Origin of the sequence: Paenibacillus physcomitrellae, assembly GCF_002240225.1 — a bacterium.
GTDB lineage: Bacteria > Bacillota > Bacilli > Paenibacillales > Paenibacillaceae > Fontibacillus > Fontibacillus physcomitrellae.
In genome coordinates this window covers 1,713,306-1,733,544 of the sequence record NZ_CP022584.1, presented here as the reverse complement: position 1 = coordinate 1,733,544, position 20,239 = coordinate 1,713,306, and the positions used below count along the sequence as shown (strand labels likewise).

Sequence of the window (20,239 nt, the reverse complement as noted above, 5' to 3'; positions counted from 1 at the left end):
TCCCACGGCTCGGGGATAGTCTTCAACAGGATAACTCTTTTCCAGCTGGGGCTGTTAAGCTCTTCATTTGTTTTTTTCTATTATAGAGGGTTATAAACGGAATGACTGGCGGCTGGCAATAAAAAACGTTCCTTTCAATTTTGAAGTGCATCCCTTAGAATTTGATGGAGTACAGAAACGCGCCGTTCTTGTAACCAATGAATTGACTGGATGGAAAATTGTCGGCACCATCAACATGGATGAAATTACGGAAGTTAGCAGCCAAATTCTTATAACAACCCTGATTGTCATTGTGATCGCTGTCGTGCTTGGCCTAGCCCTTGTATTTGGAATTGTTCGATCCATTCACAGCCCTTTAAAACGTTTGATGACTGCAACAAAAAGGATTGCTGACGGAAATTTAACTGAAGAAGTGGCGGTTAAATCCAAAGACGAGCTTGGGCAATTGTCGGTTTCTGTAAACCAGATGACAGCCAACCTGCGTCAATTGATTAGTCAGGTCGGTTTCAATTCATCCCAAGTTGCCGCAACCTCGGAAGAGCTGTCGGCGAGTGCGGAGCAGACAGCCCAGACGGCAGAACATATAGCGAATTCTATTCAGGAGATTGCCGAAGGCTCGGATAAACAGGTTAGTACCGCTAACGAGTTCACACAAGCAACGACTGAAATATCAAAAGGCATGGATCAGGCTGCGGCCTCGATTCAATACGTGTCTCAGTTGACGGGAACAGCGAGTGACAAAGCTAGTGACGGCAACAAGGTCGTCGACAAAACCATTGAACAAATGAGACTTGTTCAGGGGACGGTTAGCCAAACCGCGGACGTTGTTAATACGTTAGGAGAAAAAACGGGAGAGATCGGCAACATCGTTGGATTGATAACGGAAATCGCAGGCCAGACCAACCTATCGGCACTGAATGCCGCTATTGAAGCAGCAAGACGGAAGAGAGTTTGCGGTTGTAGCTAATGAGGTTAGAAAGCTGTCTGAGCAGACAGGTATGGCAGCCGGTCAAATCCGGGGACTTATTGAAGAGTTCCAAATAGAAGCAGAGAATACAGTTCATTCTATGAACGAGGGGACCTCTGTTGTAGATGAAGGCATTAACATGGTGAATTTAACAGGTGATACCTTCAAAGAAATCGTATCTTCCATTGAGAGGGTAGCCGCTGAATCGCTTGAAGTGTCTTCGATTGTCGAGCAAGTCAATGCGAGTTCGCAAAATATGGTGGAGCTGGTGACAGAGGTTGCCACCATAGCTCAGCAGTCAGCTGGCAATACACAAAGCGTTGCCGCATCTACACAGCAGCAAAATGCCTCGATGGAAGAGGTATCCGCTTCGGCTGAAGCTCTTAGCAAGATGGCTCAGGAGCTGCAAGAAGTCATTAGCAAGTTTAAGGTTTAAAACTTCCGGGATTTATTTTATGGGGGTAAGTCCCCGTATATTTTAATAGATAGGAAGAGTAATACGCTAGCGGTTCCTGTATATGTATGCGGGACCGCTTTTCTTTTTTTTATCAATTATATTTCCCCGTCCTAAGGAGATTTAAATGAGCGGGACGTCATTGGAGCTGCAGCTTTTAGAGCCGTTAAAGCCGGAGTTGACATCGTTTTGCTGCAGAATGCTGGCATCAATTGAAGACCAGATGAATAGCTTTTTTCAACCCCGAGAGATATTGATCGATCGCTTCTTTATTTAAAAGCAGCGTGATACCACGTTTGCCGTGCGTTGTATTGAAAACGAAATACTGACGCACATGAGATTGCTCAAGAAGACCCGGAAAGATGTCTCCTTGCATGATCCGATTGGAATGGAAAGAAGGCAACGAAATTACACTGATCGATATCCTTGGCAGCGACAATGATGATGACATCATGGATGATGTGGAACTGAAGTGGGAGAAAAGCAAAATCTATCAGAACCTTGATATCCTGGATGAACGTAAACAAAGTGGAATTAAAGACCGGTTTGGCCTGAAGCACGGCGGGGAAGAGCGTACACAGCGCGAAATAGCGAAGGAGTTTGTAATATTAATTCGCCCTCTGAAGTGAAAACGTAAATCAATAACGGGAGTTAAATCAATTCAGGTGGAACACTTGAAGGCGAAGGAGAATGGGACCTAAAGATAGAATATCAAACGTAATCGCAGGCACAATGTCGTGGGCACAATGATAGCATTAGTCTATGGGACTATGGAGCACCTGATGTCCTTCGTATTGAAGAATTAAAAAAATTTCCGTTCCCTTTGCGGGGCCGGCAGTCAAAGCGGGTGCAGACGTCAAACAGCTTCAAAGGTAGTGTTATTCTGGAACTGCATAATGATCCTTGTTGAACTGCTTAAATGAACTGAACTAGCGGATAACAATAGGTTCAAGAAATCGAGGAAAACAAAGAGGAGGCAACTGGAATGAAAACGATCAAGCGAATGATGGACCACTTGTACTGGGCTGACGGGCGTATTTTGGACGCAATCGAGGAGAATGAGATAAAGAACAAGGACCTGCTGAAGCTTGTTCGGCACATCGCGGTCGCGGAACGAGTCTGGCTGTCAAGATTGCAGGGCAGGGGCGCCGCGCACTATTCGTTGTGGGAAGAAGCGGAAGACCTGCTGACGATCCGTACGATGTTCGAAGAAAACGCCGAGCAATATCGCATCTATATCGAAGGAATCGAGGAATCCGATTTGGATGAGATAATCGATTATGCGAACCAGAGCGGTGTTCCGTTCCAAACGTCCGTCCGCGACATCCTGCTGCAGGTCCTCTTACATGGACAATATCACCGGGGACAGATTAACCGGGCACTTCGGATCGAAGCGGCTGAGCCTGTCCAAGTCGATTACATTACGTTTGCGAGACTCTAACCCGGCGAAGATTTAGAAGATCTGATCTCCTTCGGAACGACGAGAGCACCCTTTGACATCTAAGACCTATATTGTAAATTGAGTATCTCACTCATAAAAATTGAAAAGAGTTCACTTATGGCTCACCCCCTTAGCGAAGAGAAACGAAAAGCATTATTAATTAACTTCCGCAACGGAAGAGGTAGCAATGGCTGGAGCTTCTGCATCCACCATTAAAATCGCCAAGAAAGCAGGGGTTGCAGAGGGGATTTTGTTTGTCTACTTTCCAACCAAGGATGACTTGCTCAATCAGCTATTTCTGGATTTAAAATCGGATTTGATGGGATTTATAATCATTGATTATCCGATTCAGGGCCCATCCAGGAGAAAATCAGGTATCTATGGAAACGTTACATTGACTGGGGAGCAACCTATGCGGACAAGCGTAAGGCACTGCGACCGCTAAGCGTCTCGGAGCGAATCACCGATTCAAATAAGGATGTAAGTGATGAACTATTTTATAACCTGAATGTAGGGATCGAAGAGGAATTTAAGGCCCATTGGGCGTTCCAGGGGTGGACTAACGACCAAAATACATGCGATCGTAGATGCCCTTGGGAACCCACTTGCATTCAGTTGATGGCTGGGCAGGCCATGATGCTGTAATCGGCTACGAGATGCTCAAACAAATGGATCTCGCAGAGAAACAAGAAACACGCCCTAGAGGAATAAGAACTTGATGAAAGTCTGGATAGGTTCCAGGCTTTTTGGTTTTGCGGTTTGATAATTAGAACTTGGTCATACCACCTCTATCACTTGCCTGCATCCATGCTAAAATAAACCTATGTGTAGAACGGGGTGGGGCTATTCTCATAAGGCATCAGAAAGGGGAGTAAACATTGGAGAATAATACGAAAAGCTTCGTGATCAGCATGGAGCGGTTTATGCCCCATACCTTTCAGGCAGAGAAGGGTGAGGGCCTTTTTATGTCGCATTCCCACGAATACGATGAACTGACACTTATTTTGGAAGGCGAAGGGTATTACAGTTCACTGGAACAAAATATCAAGGTATCCAAAGGGGACCTGATTTTGATTCCATCCCGGCTCCACCATGGTTTTGTATGTACCGAGCCTTGGCAGGGGATCTCTTTGCATTTCTACCACGACAAGCTGCCTGCATACTGTCAGTATCTTTTCCACAACGCAGAACGGGAGCCGGATCGGATTCGCAGTGCCCATCTTAATGAAGAGGATATGCGGTGGGCGGAGATTAGCCTCTTTCAAATGGAGAAGGAATGGAAGTTAGATAAATATAGTGCAGATTCCTATGTTCTAATGAGGGTTGCTCTGGAGACGATTCTGCTGCTATTCCAGCGGAATAGAGTAACTCTGCCTTCGACTGATGGGTTAAATGACCAGTTGACCATTCAGGAAGTCTTAAAAGAAATCCATGCCAGCTACCATACGCAAATCACGGTCAGCGAGCTTGCCTCGCGCTACTTTCTTTCAGAAAGCAATTTGCGCAAGAAATTTTCAGAGCTGATGGGCGTTTCGCCAAAGCAATATATCATCAATCTTCGTTTGCACGAGGCCAAGCGGCTGCTGCAGCAGACCGACAAGCCGGTTGAAAGCATCTCTTATGAGGTTGGCTTCACATCGTCCAGCCGGTTCTATAACTTTTTTGTCAAAGCGGTTGGCGTCACCCCCCTGGAATGGCGTAAACAAAGTCATTAAATACGAATTCACCGACAACCATCCCTTGCGGACGGTTGTTTTGTTGTTTTTGACCGTCGAAATCGCTTTCAGTTGTGTTTTTTTTGAGAATAAACTAAAGCGGTTTCATAATTGTCCCGGCTGACGATTCCAATAATAATTAGGGAGTAAGGAATAAAAGAAACTGAGGGGTGTCGAAAAGATGAAGTTATCGAAAAGGAATTTCGGCAAGGGTATGCTGGTGTCCCTATCCTTGGCAATGATGATCGGCGGCTTGATCGGTTGCGGTAGCAAGGAGAGCAGTGGAAATACCCCGGTTGCAGATGGACAGGTTACTATCCAGTTCGCTGGATGGGGAGATCCGTCGGAGAAAGAGGTATTTACCAACCTGATCAAATCTTTTGAAGAGAAGAATCCGACCATAAAGGTCAATTATCTGCACATTCCATCAGGCGATTACGTAGGGAAGATGAATACGATTCTAGCCGGTGGAGATGCTCCGGACGTCTTTTATGTGCCGGATGGTGACTTTGGCAGATGGGTAAGCCAGGATCTGATTATGCCCATTGACGACATGGTGAAGAACAGCAATATCGATACCGCTGATATGTGGGAATCGGGCCTTTCCCGCTACCGTTATGATGGTTCAGCTATCGGACAAGGCAAATTGTATGCGCTTCCTAAAGATATCGGTCCTCACGTGCTTTTCTATAACAAAGATCTTTTCACGAAAATGAATGTTCCGTTCCCGTCAGCGGAAACGCCAATGACCATGGAGCAATTGCTGGATACCGCCCAGAAGCTGACGATCAGCAAAAACGGCAAAACCACGCAGTACGGCATGGGACCGGTCTGGTGGGAGGATTTCGTGCTTGCCAACGGCGGCAAATTCCTCAGTGATAATAAACAGGAATTTGTCGGCAACAGTGAGGAGACCGTTCATGCGCTGCAATTTGCGGCAGACCTTACCAATAAATATGGAGTCGTTCCGAGTTCAGCTGCACTCAAGGATTTGAACGACAGCGAAATGTTCAAGACAGGCAAGCTGGCCATGATGGTAACCGGCCGCTGGATGGTGCCGGAATTCCGCAAGCTGGGCTTTGATTGGGATGTGGCGCCGCTCACAGGCAATGACTGGGGAGGCATCAGCGGTTCCGTAGGCCTGGGTATCTACAGCAAGACGAAGAATGTGGAAGCCGCCTATAAATTAGTCGAATATTTGGGCGGACCGGAAGGTCAAAAGGAACAATCCCTGATGGGCTTCTCCATCCCAAGCTTCAAGTCGATGGCGTCTACCGATGTCTTCCTGCAGCCGGGACAGAAACCGGAGCATGCTGAAGTATTCATCAAAGCGGTTGAGAAGGAGGAAGCAGGGCCATGGACTGTTTTGCCTAACGCGAAGTGGTACGATCTGCTGTCCCAAGGACTGGCCCCGATGTGGGAAGGCAAGAAATCGGCGGCAGATGTCCTAAACGATTTGAAACCCAAAATCGATGCAGCTATTAAAGAAGGCAACCCTGCCTTGTTCAAGTAAATAGAAGCGAGTCCGGCGAAGGAGAAGCCTTGCAACAGCTTGTCCTTCGCCCTTGAGTAATGGAGGATAATCATGAAACGAAGGGAACAACTTTGGGCGTACTTATTTATTGCCTCACCGATACTGGGATTTCTACTGTTTGCCTTTATTCCTCTCAGTTATTCGGTTTATGTGAGCTTCACGGATTATAGCGGCTACAAAACACCTGTACTTAACGGCGGGGACAACTATGTGAATTTGGTACATGACGAATTGTTCTGGAAGACGCTCGGCAATACGATTTATTCAGCACTCAGCATTCCCATTGGCATGATCTGTTCATTGGGCCTGGCTACGGCTCTTAATCAGAAAATTCGCGGCATCCGGTTTTTCCGGACCCTGTTCTTCCTGCCGACCATCAGCTCCGTTATCGCATTGACGCTGCTCTGGAAGTGGATCTTTAACGATACCTACGGCTTGCTGAACCACTTGTTAGAGGTCGTGGGGATCAACGGACCCGCCTGGCTCAGCAGCGAGCGGTGGGCGATGCCGGCTATGATCATTCAAGGGGTATGGTCCGGACTCGGTATCAATCTTGTCCTTTATCTGGCTGCCCTGCAGGGAGTCCCCCGGAGCTTCTATGAGGCTGCGGAAATGGATGGGGCGAACGCCTGGCAGCGCTTCCGCAGCATTACGATCCCTTGTATTTCACCGACGACCCTCTATATTCTGATTACCTCCATTATTGGAGCCCTTCAGGATTACCCGCGGTTCCAGATTATGACGGAGGGCGGGCCGAACTATTCCACGACGACCATTGTTTATTATCTATTCCAGAATGCATTCCGCTACATGAATATGGGGTTTGCATCGGCTATGGCGTGGATTCTCGGGATCATCATTCTGGTCATCACGCTGCTGAATTTCTACTTTTCTCGGCGCTGGGTGCACTATGAATAGGAGAGGATACGCATGACGACAAAAACCATAAATTCAAGCGGTACATGGCAACGAAAGAAACACACAAGGGAGCTTGTCAGCAAAGGGTTCGCGTACCTGTTCCTGACCGCCGGAGCGCTTATCATGGCGGTGCCCTTTCTCTGGATGGTATCCACTTCGCTGAAACAGCAGGGAATGGAGTTTGAGATGCCTCCGAGATGGATCCCGCAGCATTTTGAATGGAGCAATTATCATTTTGTATTATTTGATTCTGATATTGCCAAAGGGTTCCTGAATACCCTGCTCGTTATCGTGCTGCCTTGTCTGGTAGGCTTGTTCACAAGCGCGCTGGCCGCATACGCCTTTGCGCGAATGAATTTTCCGTTCAAGAACCTTCTGTTTACCCTGCTGCTGGCCACGATGATGATTCCAGGCGTGGTGACGATGATTCCTTCCTTTATGTTGTTCAAAAAAATAGGTTGGATCGACAGCTGGATGCCGCTGATCATCCCTGGGATGTTCGGGGCTGCGGCGGCCGTATTCCTGCTGCGCCAGTTCTTTATGACGATTCCGCGGGAGCTTGAGGAAGCCGCCAAAGTGGACGGCATGAATCCGTTCCATACCTTCATCCGGATTATGCTGCCGTTGTCGAAGCCGGCATTGATTACACAAGGACTTTTAAACTTTATAGCGGGTTATAACGATTATCTGGGTCCGCTGATTTATATCAACTCGCCGGAGAAGTATACCCTGCAGCTGGTGCTCGCTTCTTTTCAAGGTTTCTATACTTCGCAATGGACCTATATTATGGCCGGCTCTGTATTGGCGCTGATCCCGACGCTGCTGGTGTTCTTTTTCGCCCAGAAATATTTCGTTGAAGGTATCGCTTTGACAGGTATGAAAGGATAGATTCCAGGCGGTTATGACTTGAACAAAAGATAGATTAAATGAAACGAGGAGAGAGAATACATGGCAAGTACTGAAACATTCCGCAACCCTATCGTTGAACGCGCGGCTGACCCTTGGGTGCTGAGGCATACGGACGGCAACTATTATTTCATGCATACGCAGTCCGGATGTTTGGAGCTTATCCAGTCTTCCAGCCTGACTGGTATCGCTCAAGGCCGGAAGAAGAAGATCTGGGTCCCGGAAGAAGGGGGACGTTACAGTTATAACTTGTGGGCCCCGGAAATTCATCATGTGAACGGCAAATGGTATATCTATTACACGGCCAATGACGGCGGAGGGGATGAATCGCGGCGCATTTGTGTGCTGGAGAACGGAGAAGACGATCCTATGGAAGGGGAGTGGACCTGGAAAGGGGCACTGCCTACTCCTGTTCCCGGACTTGACGGTACGGTCATTACGATACAGGGACAGCTTTATTTTCTGTATGCCGGATATGGTCACTTCCCTGATTACGGCTCCGCTATTTATATGATGCGAATGAGCAACCCTTGGACCCTGGAAGGAGATCATGTCCTGCTTACCGCCCCGACCCTGGAATGGGAGAAGCAGGGGGGCATGGCCATTAATGAAGGACCGGTTACGCTGCATCGTAACGGACAACTTTTTCTCGTCTATTCGGCAAGTACAACCTGGTCAGAGGATTATGCGCTTGGCATGTTGACGATGGAGGAATCGGCTGATCCCATGAACCCGGCTTCCTGGTCAAAGTCTCCTGTTCCCGTGTTCCGCAAAAGTGTGGAGAACGGAGTATATGCCACCGGACATAACAGCTTCACGGTATCGCCGGACGGCAAGGAAGATTGGATCGTTTATCATTCCCTTCCGGAGCCGGGGGCAGATACGGGGCTGCGTGCAACCTGTATTCAGAAATTTGCCTGGAATCCGGATGGAACTCCGAACTTCGGCGTTCCAGTAAGCTCCACCCAGGACGTTGCGGTTCCGTCAGGCGAATAATATAGCGAAGGGATGAGGATCTGAATGAAAAAAACGATGTTATTCACCCTGATCTTAATTTTGTTTGTTACAGGAGTTTCAGTATCTCCCGCACAGGCGGCGACGACTGGATCGGTGATTTCAAGTAGTGCATCTGAGCCGGAGCCCTACTATTCGCGAGCAGTGAAGCTTGCAAATGGCGATATTCTAAGCACCTTCACGCGGAAGTTCCCTGGAAATACGGGCTGGACCGGCATGCAGCCTTTCCCGTTCTACCGGAGTACGGACGGCGGGGCAACCTGGTCTTTGCTTAGTGAAATTGATCCCAACAATTACGGGCTGAACCGGGATCAGCAGGGGATGACGACGTTATACGTCCTGCCGCAGAAGGTCGGAGCGTATCCGGCGGGCACCCTGCTGTTCGCCTCAACCGATTGGGACAATTCCGTTCCCTATACGATCCATATTTGGAGAAGCACCGATAATGGGGCTACCTGGCAGTTCCACAGCAATTTGGCCGCGCGGGGAACCGCGGGAACAAAACGGACCTGGGAACCGGAATTTTCAGTAACAAGCGACGGACGTCTGATCTGCTATTATTCGGATGAACGGCAGGCGGGCTACAATCAGGCGATTGCCCAGGAGATCTCCAGTGATGGAGGACTCACTTGGGGGGATTACAGCATTGTGGTCGGGAATTCGTCGGATTGGAACTGGCGTCCGGGCATGCCGCGGGTAGTGAAGGTGAAGAACGGAACTTATTTCATGTTTTTCGAAATGCTCGGTGCGGCTCCGAATTTCGCAGTTCGTTATAAAACATCAACAAACGGGATGAATTGGGGAAGTGCCACGGATCTCGGAAATGTTGTAGGCACAGGTATTTATCGCGCCTCGCAAACGCCGGAGGTTGCCTATATCGATGACGGAACGGCGAACGGCAGATTGTATGTACGCGGCATGACAGACGTGGTTTCCTCTGCCAATAAAATGTTTACAAGCGGCGACAATGGAGCCACCTGGACGCAGGTGGATGCACCTCTAACCGTAAAAGGCACCAATCAAAGCACCCCTGCAGCCTGGAGCGGTACGCTTCTTCCCCTGAGCAATTCCCTGCTGCTGGAGGTCAACACGGTGAAGGTGGGGGACCGGAATGAAATCCGCGCTAACGTAGCTCAGGTGAACGGGGATTCCTCCATTGTGTCGGGGGGCATCTACAAGCTGATTAATCAGAATAACAACCTGCTGCTGGATAACGCTGGAGGCGGCTCGCCGGCCGGTACGGAAATCATCCAATGGAATGATCTTGAAGCAAACACCCAGTGGTGGCGTCTTGAGTATAGAAGTAATGGTTTCTTCCGCGGGACGAACGTGAATAACAACCTGGTATGGGACGATCCAAACGGAGTGACTACACCGGGAACCAAAGTTATCTTGTGGACCAATAATGATCTGGATACCCAGCGCTGGAAATTCGCCTACCAGGGCAACAGTTTTTATACGGTCATGAATGAACACAGCGGTCTGATGCTGGATAACGCCGGAGGCGGTTCGCCAGCCGGAACCAAGGTCATTCAATGGACGGCCAATGGCCTGGATACGCAGAACTGGAAATTGGTCCGGGTCGATAACGATATTCCGGTTAACCAGTTTGAAAGCTTTAACATGGGCAGCTTTGTGCGTGATCAGGACGGGCGAGGAAAGATAGACGGAGGACAATACAATGCGGAATCCCAGTGGAAAATGGTGAAAGGACTGGCGGATGCCTCGGCAATATCCATAGAATCCGCTTCTAAACCGGGTTACTTCCTTCGCCACAAGGACGGAAAGGTGTGGCTGGAAGCCAATGATAACACAACCCAGTTCAAAAATGATGCCACCTGGCATCTGCGTACGGGACTGGCAAATGCATGGGCAGCTTCCTTTGAGTCCTATAATATTTCGGGAGCTTACCTGAGACACCGGGATGGCTTGCTGGAAATATCCTCGATATCCACGGACCTGGATCGGCAGGACGCTACTTTCTATGTAAAGTAGGCTATTAACGGCTTCTTCTATATATAGAAGGAATTATTGGATTGTCCATGAAGCTTAGGCTTACAACACACGAAGGAGATACAGACAACATTGAAAATTCCACGTACAGAGTACCCAAGACCGCAGTTTGAGCGGAAGAACTGGCTGTGCCTGAATGGCGAATGGGAGTTTGCTTTTGATGATGCCAATATCGGAGAGAAGGAGCAATGGCAGACCGCCAAATTTCCTCAAACCATCACCGTACCGTTTGCTTTCCAAAGCAAATTGAGCGGTATTGAAGCTCCCGGATTCCACGATGTGGTGTGGTACCGCAGAACCTTTGACATTCCTCCGGCTTGGGCAGGCCAGAAAGTGATTTTACATTTCGGAGCAGTGGATTACGAGGCCAAAGTATGGGTGAATGGACAACTGGCGGCGGTTCATGAAGGCGGCCATACTTCTTTTGAGGCTGATATCAGCAGTTGTTTGATTCCAAACGGGGAGAATGTGCTGGTTGTCCGGGCAGAGGATTACAGCCGGGATGTTACATTGCCGCGGGGCAAGCAGTATTGGCTTGAGCATTCAGCCAGCATTTTCTATACCCGGACTACAGGGATTTGGCAAAGCGTGTGGCTTGAGCCGGTAAATGAAATCCACTTGTCAAAAGCCGAGTTGACCCCGGATGTGGACCGCAATGAAATCCGTATCGTTTCTTTTGTAGACGGGTTTAGAGAAAATGAAGAGATTCGCCTGGAGGCTGAGGTTTACTTTGAAGGCAAGCTGATCACAAACTTCGTCCAAACGGTGCGGCAGGCCAGCGAAACCCGGGCAGTCGGGCTGAACGATTTCGCCGAGCATGGGCACGGCCGCCTATGGAGTCCGGAGCATCCTAATTTATATGACATCCAGTTCCGATTGCTGCAAGGTGAAACCGTGCTCGATGAGGTCTCCTCCTATTTCGGTATGCGCAAAGTGTCGGTCGAGGGAGGCAAATTCTGCCTGAACAACCGTCCCTATTACCAGCGTCTTGTACTGGATCAGGGTTATTACCCGGAAGGCATTCTTACCGCGCCAAGCGACGAAGCCTTAAAGGGAGATGTGGAATGGGCGAAAGCCCTGGGCTTCAATGGTGTCCGCAAACACCAGAAGACCGAGGATCCGCGTTTCTTGTACTGGTGCGACAAGCTAGGCCTTCTGATGTGGAGCGAGGCGGCAAATGCCTATGACTATTCCGGCGAATACGTAACCCGGTTCACCAAAGAATGGCAGGAAATCATGCAGCGGGATTATAACCATCCTTGTATTGTCACCTGGGTACCGCTGAATGAAAGCTGGGGCGTGCCTAACGTGCAGAACAATTCCAAACAGCAGCACCACGGCCTGGCTATGTACCATCTGACCAAATCACTGGATGACACAAGACCCGTAGTCTTTAATGACGGATGGGAACAGATGACCACGGATCTGGTGACCATTCATGATTATGAAAGCCGGGAGGAAGTGCTGAAGGAGCGGTATGCCAGCGTTGAATCGGCCCTGGAGGCGATGCCTTCTAACAAACGTATCTTTGTAGGAGGCGCTCAATATGAAGGCCAGCCCATTCTGGTCTCTGAATTCGGGGGTATCTCCTTCAAGAAAAGTGAGTGGGAGGGCTGGGGATATTCAGGTGCCGAGAACACTGAGGACTTTCTGAAACGGCTGAAAGCGGTACTGAATCCTATGTTCACTTCACCGGTTATTCAGGGTTTCTGCTATACGCAGCTGACGGATGTGGAGCAGGAGATTAACGGCCTGCTTACCTATGACCGGCTGCCGAAAGCACCGGTTGAACAGATTCGCAGTATTATAAAGGGAGAGTAGGCGCGCTCCTGCACCCATCATTTAGGGCAAGAAGACCACAAAGCTCGTGTGAACGAAGGCTTTGTGGTCTTTTTTTATATTCATTTGGGCATTAAAACGGCACTTTAACCGCTAAAAATAAGGTCTGACAGTTAGAGGGCAGTTCACGAGATGAAATTGAATTCGCTAAAATTTTTAATAATAATCTTGACTTAAAGCTGACTCTATGCCCTAATAACAGAGGATAGAGAGAAGCTAAACAGGAGTGGAATGGAGGGAAATGGAAGTGATGTAGACTTGAGAATGGACTTGAAAATAGAAACCATTTTTAATAGAAATCATACTGGGGACTGGAGATAAATAAAAAATGAGAGAGAATCAAAAAAGGAATGTTGTTGGCTTAGCTTTATTGCTGGGTTTATTTTCGACGCTAGGCCCGTTTACGATTGATATGTATTTGCCGGCATTCCCTCAAATTGCTGAGCATTTCAATACGAACGCCTCACTGGTGCAGTTTAGTCTGACTGCTTGTTTGCTTGGATTGGCCATCGGCCAGCTTGTCATGGGCTCCCTGAGCGATGTTTATGGACGGAGAAATCCTTTGCTGATTTCGATGGCTATTTATGTCATCTCGTCGTTAGCATGCTCGTTTGCACCTAATATCGGATTGCTGATCCTGTTCCGGTTCGCCCAAGGGTTTGCTGCTTCCGCAGGGATCGTAATCTCACGGGCAATAGCCCGCGATCTTTACAGCGGTCATGAACTTACTAAATTTTTCTCTTTGCTGCTCCTTGTAGGGAATTTGGGCCCGCTTGCTGCGCCGATTGCCGGTAGTGGTATTCTTTCCTTCACGACATGGGTGGGTGTGTTTATCGTGCTGGCCGTGCTGGGAACGTACTTACTTGCAATGACAAAATGGCGGTTGGAGGAGACCCTCCCGGCAGACCGGCGTGAGCCGGCCAACTTCGGGCATCAGCTGCGCAGCTACGGCATGCTTTTGCGTGACCGTAAGTTTGTCGGCTATATGCTGGCGCAGGGTATCATGATCGCCGGGGTTTTTGCTTATGTTTCGGGCACACCTTTTATCTACCAGGATATTTACGGCGTTACGCCAGCTGTCTTTGCCTTGCTGTTCGGCTCGAACGGCGTTAGCTTGATTATCGGTTCGCAGCTGGTCGGACGGATGGCGAATCGCGTATCTGAACAGACTTTTCTATTGTTTGGCTTATGGGTTGCCTTATTTGCGAGTGTGGCCGTATTAGTGGTAGCTTTGGTCCATGGACCGCTGTTCGCCTTGGTGATCCCGCTCTTTTTCTTTGTTTGTTCCATTGGTATTACCTCAACCGCAGCATTTCCGCTTGCGATGGAGAGCCAGGCCAATATGGCAGGAAGCGCTGCGGCGCTGCTCGGCGTTATTCCTTTCCTGCTCGGCGCGGTGGTCGCTCCATTGGTGGGTATTGCGGGTGAAGACACCGCCGTTCCACTGGGCGTCATTATTTTGGCGACGAGCACGGCTGCGATGCTGGCTTATTTCGGATTGGTTAGAAAAGCTCCTAGTGAAGCTTCGGCAGCCAGCACGCATTGATCTTGATTCTTGGGTCAACACTGGAAAATAGATCATAGATCTGGATCAACACCAAGCTACCCTCAAAAGGAGGAAGAGTGTAGAACGATGAATTTTGAAACGGTTATGCAGGAGCTTGAGGCTCTCGGTAAGGAAAGGCTCAAGAAAATGTACTTGTCCAACGGGGCGAGGGAACCGCTGTTTGGCGTGGCTACCGGCGAAATGAAGCCCATTTTCAGGAAAACGAAGCTCAATCAGGCTTTGGCAGAGCAGCTTTATGCGACGGGAAATTATGATGCGATGTATTTTGCCGGCATTATTGCGGAGCCAAATGCCATGACCGAGTCGGACTATGACCGTTGGATGGATTCAGCCTATTTCTACATGCTTTCCGATTTTGTAGTGGCGGTGACTTTGTCGGAAGCTGATATTGCCCAGGATGTCGCGGATAAGTGGATGGCAAGCGGCGAAGATTTAAAAATGTCCGCTGGCTGGAGCTGTTATTGCTGGCTGCTCGGCAGCCGTCCGGATAGCGAATTTTCAGAAGGCAAACTGAGCCAGATGCTTGAACAAGTGGAAAAAACGATCCAGGGCGCTCCTGAACGAACGAAATATTCGATGAATAATTTCCTGTATACAGTGGCTACTTCCTATTTACCGCTTCATGATAAAGCCGTGGCAGCCGCGAAGGCGGTACATCCGGTAGAAGTCAAAGACAATAAAGGGAAGATCAAGACTTTAAACGCTGTAGAAAATATTCAAAAGATGGCGGACCGAGGGAAACTTGGTTTTAAACGCAGGCATGTAAGGTGTTAGCCTTTTGGTTTAAGCGGGCAGTCATTTCATAAAAATAATAAGGGCAGCAGGTCGTCTTGACTTGCTGCCCTTTTGTATTTTACGAGACTGACTGCTTACTGTAGCGGCCTATATTACACCCACCGCCTACTGAACCAACGGCCTGCTACTGTACCAATTGCTCCAAATCGGGCTGCAGTTTATTCCGCAGAACATACAGCATGACGGCTCCAACCAGGAAGGCGGCGGCATCCGCAATGACGAGGGACCAGACCACCCCATGGAAGCCGTTCAGGCGATCGGCGATAAACAGCACGGGTATCAGCGTAATTGCCTGAATAATGGACATAATGAACGCGGCCGTTCCTTGCGCTGTGGCTTGGAAGATCCCCGTAAACAACGTGGTCATGCCTGTAATGAACAAGGATAAAAATGTGACGTGCAGAATGTAGCTGCCCATTTGAATTAACTGCGGGTCATTCGTAAATAATCCGATCAAGTGGTCGGAAATGAGGTAAACGACGACGCCGAATAAGGCGGCCAAAGCCACGATCGCTTTGATCGTAAATCCAATCGTATGTTTCATCCGTAATTTATTCGCTGTAAAAGTGAAGGCAATAAGCGGCACAACTCCCTCACACAAGCCCATCAGAATAAACTCCGGAAATTGCAGCAACCGGGAAGAAATGCCATAAGCCGCTACGGCCTGATCCCCGTATTCAACCAAGAAGCGGTTAAAGATCAGCGACATAGCCCCGAGGAAAATGCTCATAATAAATACCGGAACCCCGATTTTAAAAACATTGCCGAGAATGTCCTTGGTAGCCCGGAACCATTTTACGGAGACCGTCAAGAATTGACTTTTAGATCCTATATGGAAGGCGTAGAAGGCACTCGCGACCATGTTGGAAATAACCGTTGCAGAGGCAACGCCGATAACTCCCCAATGGAACACAAAGATGACCAGCGCGTCGAGCAGAATATTTACGATAACGCTAAGAATCATCCCGATCATCGAGGTGATGGCCGCGCCCTCGGAGCGAACGATATTTTCCAGCGTGAAAAACAAAACAACAAATGGCGAACCAATCAGCATAACCGTGACATAGTCCTTAGTGAAGCCGAAGGATTCCGGTGTTGCTCCCAGGCCGTGAACGATGGGATCAATCAACGGGAGGCCGACGGCAATGACGAGAAGACCCAGAACCAGGCTGCTGTAAAAAGCGAAGGAAGACACATGTTTGACGTCCTCGTATTTCTTCTCCCCAAGCAAACGCGAGATGAAAGTGCCGCTGCCCATGCCGATCAAATTGCCTAAAGCCATAATGACGGCGAACAACGGCAAGGTTAAGGCAAGTGCGGTTAACATGGCGGTATTGTTGAGTGTGCCGAGGAAATAGGCATTTAAGATGGAATAGATGACACTCATTGATGTGCCCAGCATCATCGGGACGGCGAAGTGAGCTACGGCTTTGGCGATTGGCGCTTTCTCAAAGTAATGGAGGTTTTCTGCATCCATGCGGATCACTGCTTTCTTTATAGAGTTTGATAGATTTTGTTTCAATCTAACGGTGTTAGTTTGAACCTTACAGTGTTAGATGATATCATGAACTTATAAACCTGTAAAGCATAAACTTACACTGTTAGATAAAAGGGCGGATAACGATGAAAAAGCAGCAACCTCAGATTTCGGAGGATAAGATTTTGGAGGCCTCGTGGGGGCTTCTGGGGGAAGAGGGGATCGAGAAATTCAGCTTGAGGCGGCTCGCCGACCGGCTGGGAATCCAGGCCCCCTCTCTGTACTGGTACTTTAAAAGCAAGCAGGATCTTTACCAGCGTCTGGCCAACCAGGTATCGAAGATCATTCTGGAGGAGTTCCACTCCGAGGGAGATTGGAAGGAGCAGCTGACAGGGCTAGCGGTAACCGTGCGGAGCGTGCTCAGCCGGTATCCCTGCTCCACGCAGCTTATGATGATGACACTGCCTCACGAACCGGATATTATCCGGTTTACCAACCGTATGCTGCTGTGCGTGGAATCGACGCCGCTGGAGCAAGAGCAGAAAATGCAAGTCGTCACCACGCTTGTGAACTATGTCTTCTATTTCGTTCTGGACGCCTATCAGCATGAGCGAAATGTCGCCGCTATCGTTAAGGACAAGATAACGCTTCCGAGTGAGGAGATGTTTCGTCTTCTTGACTCCATGAGCGATTCGGAAGCCGGACTATTTCGGAGAATGTTTACCAATGGGCTGTTCGAGCTGATGGGGACTGACAGTGCGTTTGAGTTCGGTTTGAAGCTGATTCTGCTCGGGATTGAGCAGGTGATTCAGGAGAAGGAGAAGGAGCCGGGGAAGTAACAAAGGAACAAGAGAAGTGACTAAGGAATGGGAGAAGTAATGTGGAAAAGGGGCTGTCTAAAAGGGTAGGTTCATTCGGATGATCCAGTCCCAAAATCGGAACCAAAAAACCTCCAAAACCACTGCATAAGTGGGGTTGGAGGTTTGAATTTTGCTTGAGTATGAACTGCAGTGGGAGCCGGGAAAATCACAAAACAAAATGACTTTCGAGACAGTCTGTTGTTGATGGGATCTTGCGGAGCAGCGGGTTCAACCAAACAAGATCGCCAAGGTTTTTATTCTAATTCGATAGTCCGGTTGATATCGGTATCTTCGGTATTTTTGCCAAGCAGTCTGCGGAACAAAAATTTCCCCATTTTAAACTTGTTGCCCGCATCCCAATATTCGGCGGCGTCTGCTTGTACCTTGATCAGAATAAGGTTCGGGTCGTCAGGGGTAGTGTCTAGAACCTTCTCGTATGCCGGGCTCCAGAATTCCTTCAGCTTCCCGGGGTCGTCCACAAGCTCGGCTTCGCCTCGGATCGAAACGAAGGATTTGCCGGCATAGGCCACATTCACTTGGCGGTTATGGAGCAGCTCATGGAATTTGTCGGTGTCTTTTTTGGTCAGAAACCAGAGGTCGCCATCGAACTCTACCTCCTGGGTTTTCATGGGCCGAGAGACCAGCCCTTCTTCCGATACCGTTGTCAGCATCGCGGTTTCTATGCCTTTGATCAGCTCACGAATTTGTTCAACCGCTTGCTGGTTTTGAGAGGTTGTATTCATGATATTCGATCACCTTCCCGTAAATGGTATTCCTTTATTATTACACCTATTAAAGGGGGTTAAACCTTCTTAAGGGGCGCTAAACCTTGTTTAGAGGCGTTAAACCCTGTTAAGGAGTTTAAACCTTGGCAGGAACCAAGGAGTGTTGAACCTTGGATGAAAAGGTGCTCTTCTGCAGGGGGAACTGACGGTAGGCGTGGCTTCTGTAGGGTTGTCTACAAGGCGGGGATTTCCGCCGTTGGAATGGAATGAACAAAGTGGAGGTGAATGGCTGGCTGCTTGGGCTGCTTACTATTGATGGGATTCATCTGCTTCGTATAGAATGATGAAAGGAGATTCATTTCATAGGGGTTTAATAGATTCCGAAAGCATCGGAAGGCGGTTTTCTTTTCCATAAGGGGAGAAAGCGGCCTTTTTTTTGTTATCTGCGTTTGAAGGAAACTAGACGGAGACAGTCTTCGGTAACTTTTTATCGAAAAGGAGAGGTCATGAACATGATAGAGGTTGTAAAATTGAACGCTGATTCACTGGGCATCAAGCTGCCTTACCATCCGGAGCATATCGTGTCCATCCGTAGAATTCAGGGGAGACGTTGGGATGCCGGGCAGAAATTATGGATCGTTCCGTATAAGAAATCTGCCATTTTACAGCTGCTTGAGATGTTTCCAAGAAAATTTCTTTCGTTTGAAACCACACTGCTGAAGGAGTGCGAATGGATAGGTGCGGTTGAAAAGGAGGACAGGAACAAAAGCCGTTTTAACCGTGCTGTCCTGATCGAAGAGTTAAAAAAGCGCGGTTACAGCAGCAAGACGATCAAGGCCTATTGCAGCCAAGTACAGCGTTTTGTGCAGACCCTGCCGCGGGATGCGCCCGAGATCAGCAGCGAAGCTGTCCAGAAATACTGTCTGGCTCTACTGGATAATCACATCTCCCATTCCAGCGTGAATCAGACGATCAGTGCGATCCGCTTCTATGCCAAATACGTGTTAAACAACCCGGTGAATGAAATTCAGTATATCCGTCCTAAAAAGCAGCATACCTTGCCTAACGTTTTGTCGGAAAACGAAGTGAAAAAGCTTTTAACGTCGATAACGAATTCCAAACATAAAGCTGTTCTCTATCTGACCTATTCTTCCGGGTTAAGAGTAAGCGAGGTGGTCCGGCTGCGGATGACCGATCTGGATACGGAAAGGCTGACCTTGCGTGTACGGCAAGGGAAAGGGAGAAAAGACCGGAATACTCTCTTATCTCGAGCGGCTATGAACATGGTGCAATCCTATATTGCTCAGTTTCAGCCTGAGGAATGGTTGTTTCCAGGACAGAATCCCGGACGACACGTAACCGAGCGTACTATCCAGAAAGTGTTTGAAGAGGCGAGAAGACGAGCGGGTATAGTCAAAAAAGTAAGTATTCACTCGCTGCGCCACTCTTTTGCGACTCATTTGCTTGAGGGCGGAACCGACCTCCGGTATATCCAGGAGCTGCTAGGCCATCAAAGTGCCCGGACCACCCAGCGTTATACCCATGTCAGCACAAAAAACATACAACGTATCCAGAGTCCGCTCGATCGGATGGATCTGGAAGAGCAGGAGTAGGCGATGATTAAAATTCACTTCGCCTATACCTCTTTATGGATTATACTAGAAGAAGTTCGGATAATTACCGATATGTGGTATTTATATGAAGGTCGTATAAATGACGTTATGTGTAACTTCTGAAGAGCATATTTAAGATCGATTTAGAAGCTGGAAATTGTTGAAGGTCTGATAAGATCGACGAAGCAAACTCGGATACGAAGCATGCCCGGCGAAGAACAGAGTGGACGAAGCAAATTCGGATACGAAGCGTGTCCGGCGGTAAGAAAACTTTCGAAGGTAACGCAGGAAGACAGAAGCAACACATAACATCATATTCACGCTGCGGACATTCGTCCTTGGCCCGGCATTCGCCGGACACCCGACATACGTCGGGTCGTGAATACAGGAACGTTATGTGT

At 48.6% G+C, this 20,239-nt stretch carries 14 protein-coding genes and 4 pseudogenes; 16 read left to right on the top strand and 2 right to left on the bottom strand.

The features are described 5' to 3' along the window. Positions 1–235 precede the first annotated feature (235 nt). From CBE73_RS07880 to CBE73_RS07820, 14 genes and pseudogenes are all read left to right on the top strand, one after another. Positions 236–1,403: pseudogene (locus tag CBE73_RS07880) on the top strand (methyl-accepting chemotaxis protein). 310 nt (positions 1,404–1,713) lie between these two features. Next, positions 1,714–2,029: pseudogene (locus CBE73_RS07875) on the top strand (hypothetical protein); the annotation flags it as partial. Between the two features lie 377 nt (positions 2,030–2,406). After that, positions 2,407–2,862 carry a DinB family protein gene (locus CBE73_RS07870; protein WP_094093769.1) on the top strand — a complete coding sequence of 152 codons (456 nt, stop codon included), beginning with the start codon at positions 2,407–2,409 and terminating at the stop codon, positions 2,860–2,862. A 181-nt stretch (positions 2,863–3,043) separates the two neighbouring features. After that, positions 3,044–3,307 (top strand): annotated as a pseudogene (locus CBE73_RS22650) (helix-turn-helix domain-containing protein); the annotation flags it as partial. A gap of 93 nt (positions 3,308–3,400) precedes the next feature. Then, positions 3,401–3,478 (top strand): annotated as a pseudogene (locus tag CBE73_RS21880) (IS5/IS1182 family transposase); the annotation flags it as partial. Positions 3,479–3,740: 262 nt separating this feature from the next. Next, positions 3,741–4,577: a helix-turn-helix transcriptional regulator gene (locus CBE73_RS07860; RefSeq protein ID WP_094093767.1), complete on the top strand. Its 837-nt coding sequence runs from the start codon at positions 3,741–3,743 to the stop codon at positions 4,575–4,577. Between the two features lie 181 nt (positions 4,578–4,758). After that, entirely contained in the window at positions 4,759–6,090 is a 1,332-nt protein-coding gene (locus CBE73_RS07855) for an ABC transporter substrate-binding protein (protein WP_229752677.1), read from the top strand. Between the two features lie 72 nt (positions 6,091–6,162). Beyond that, positions 6,163–7,029, top strand: coding sequence for a carbohydrate ABC transporter permease (locus CBE73_RS07850; protein ID WP_094093766.1), 867 nt, complete (start codon positions 6,163–6,165; stop codon positions 7,027–7,029). Positions 7,030–7,041: 12 nt separating this feature from the next. Then, a complete protein-coding gene (locus CBE73_RS07845; protein WP_174704682.1) occupies positions 7,042–7,917 on the top strand; it encodes a carbohydrate ABC transporter permease in 876 nt (291 codons plus the stop codon). Between the two features lie 60 nt (positions 7,918–7,977). Next, complete coding sequence (locus CBE73_RS07840; protein WP_094093765.1) at positions 7,978–8,931, top strand: glycoside hydrolase family 43 protein; 954 nt, start codon at positions 7,978–7,980, stop codon at positions 8,929–8,931. A 162-nt stretch (positions 8,932–9,093) separates the two neighbouring features. Continuing rightward, positions 9,094–10,944: an AbfB domain-containing protein gene (locus CBE73_RS07835; protein WP_244905532.1), complete on the top strand. Its 1,851-nt coding sequence runs from the start codon at positions 9,094–9,096 to the stop codon at positions 10,942–10,944. 90 nt (positions 10,945–11,034) lie between these two features. Further along, positions 11,035–12,783, top strand: coding sequence for a glycoside hydrolase family 2 protein (locus CBE73_RS07830; protein ID WP_094093764.1), 1,749 nt, complete (start codon positions 11,035–11,037; stop codon positions 12,781–12,783). Positions 12,784–13,129: 346 nt separating this feature from the next. Then, complete coding sequence (locus CBE73_RS07825; protein ID WP_094093763.1) at positions 13,130–14,347, top strand: multidrug effflux MFS transporter; 1,218 nt, start codon at positions 13,130–13,132, stop codon at positions 14,345–14,347. An 87-nt stretch (positions 14,348–14,434) separates the two neighbouring features. Next, positions 14,435–15,142 (top strand): DNA alkylation repair protein, encoded by a 708-nt coding sequence (locus tag CBE73_RS07820; protein WP_094093762.1) that lies wholly within the window; start codon positions 14,435–14,437, stop codon positions 15,140–15,142. 145 nt (positions 15,143–15,287) lie between these two features. Here CBE73_RS07820 and CBE73_RS07815 read toward each other — a convergent pair whose 3' ends face one another. Beyond that, on the bottom strand, positions 15,288–16,640 hold the full coding sequence (locus CBE73_RS07815; RefSeq protein WP_094093761.1) for an MATE family efflux transporter: 1,353 nt from the start codon (positions 16,638–16,640) through the stop codon (positions 15,288–15,290). A gap of 146 nt (positions 16,641–16,786) precedes the next feature. On the opposite strand from CBE73_RS07815, the gene CBE73_RS07810 reads away from it, so the two are divergent. Beyond that, entirely contained in the window at positions 16,787–17,479 is a 693-nt protein-coding gene (locus CBE73_RS07810; protein WP_094093760.1) for a TetR/AcrR family transcriptional regulator, read from the top strand. A 275-nt stretch (positions 17,480–17,754) separates the two neighbouring features. On the opposite strand, the gene CBE73_RS07805 is transcribed toward CBE73_RS07810, so the two are convergent. After that, the gene (locus tag CBE73_RS07805; RefSeq protein ID WP_094093759.1) at positions 17,755–18,243 is read right to left on the bottom strand and encodes a pyridoxamine 5'-phosphate oxidase family protein; all 489 of its coding nucleotides are present in this window, start codon (positions 18,241–18,243) and stop codon (positions 17,755–17,757) included. A 494-nt stretch (positions 18,244–18,737) separates the two neighbouring features. Here CBE73_RS07805 and xerA point away from each other — a divergent pair, with 494 nt between their 5' ends. After that, positions 18,738–19,838, top strand: a complete 1,101-nt coding sequence (xerA, locus tag CBE73_RS07800; RefSeq protein ID WP_094093758.1) for a site-specific tyrosine recombinase/integron integrase — start codon at positions 18,738–18,740, stop codon at positions 19,836–19,838. Positions 19,839–20,239: the final 401 nt, after the last annotated feature.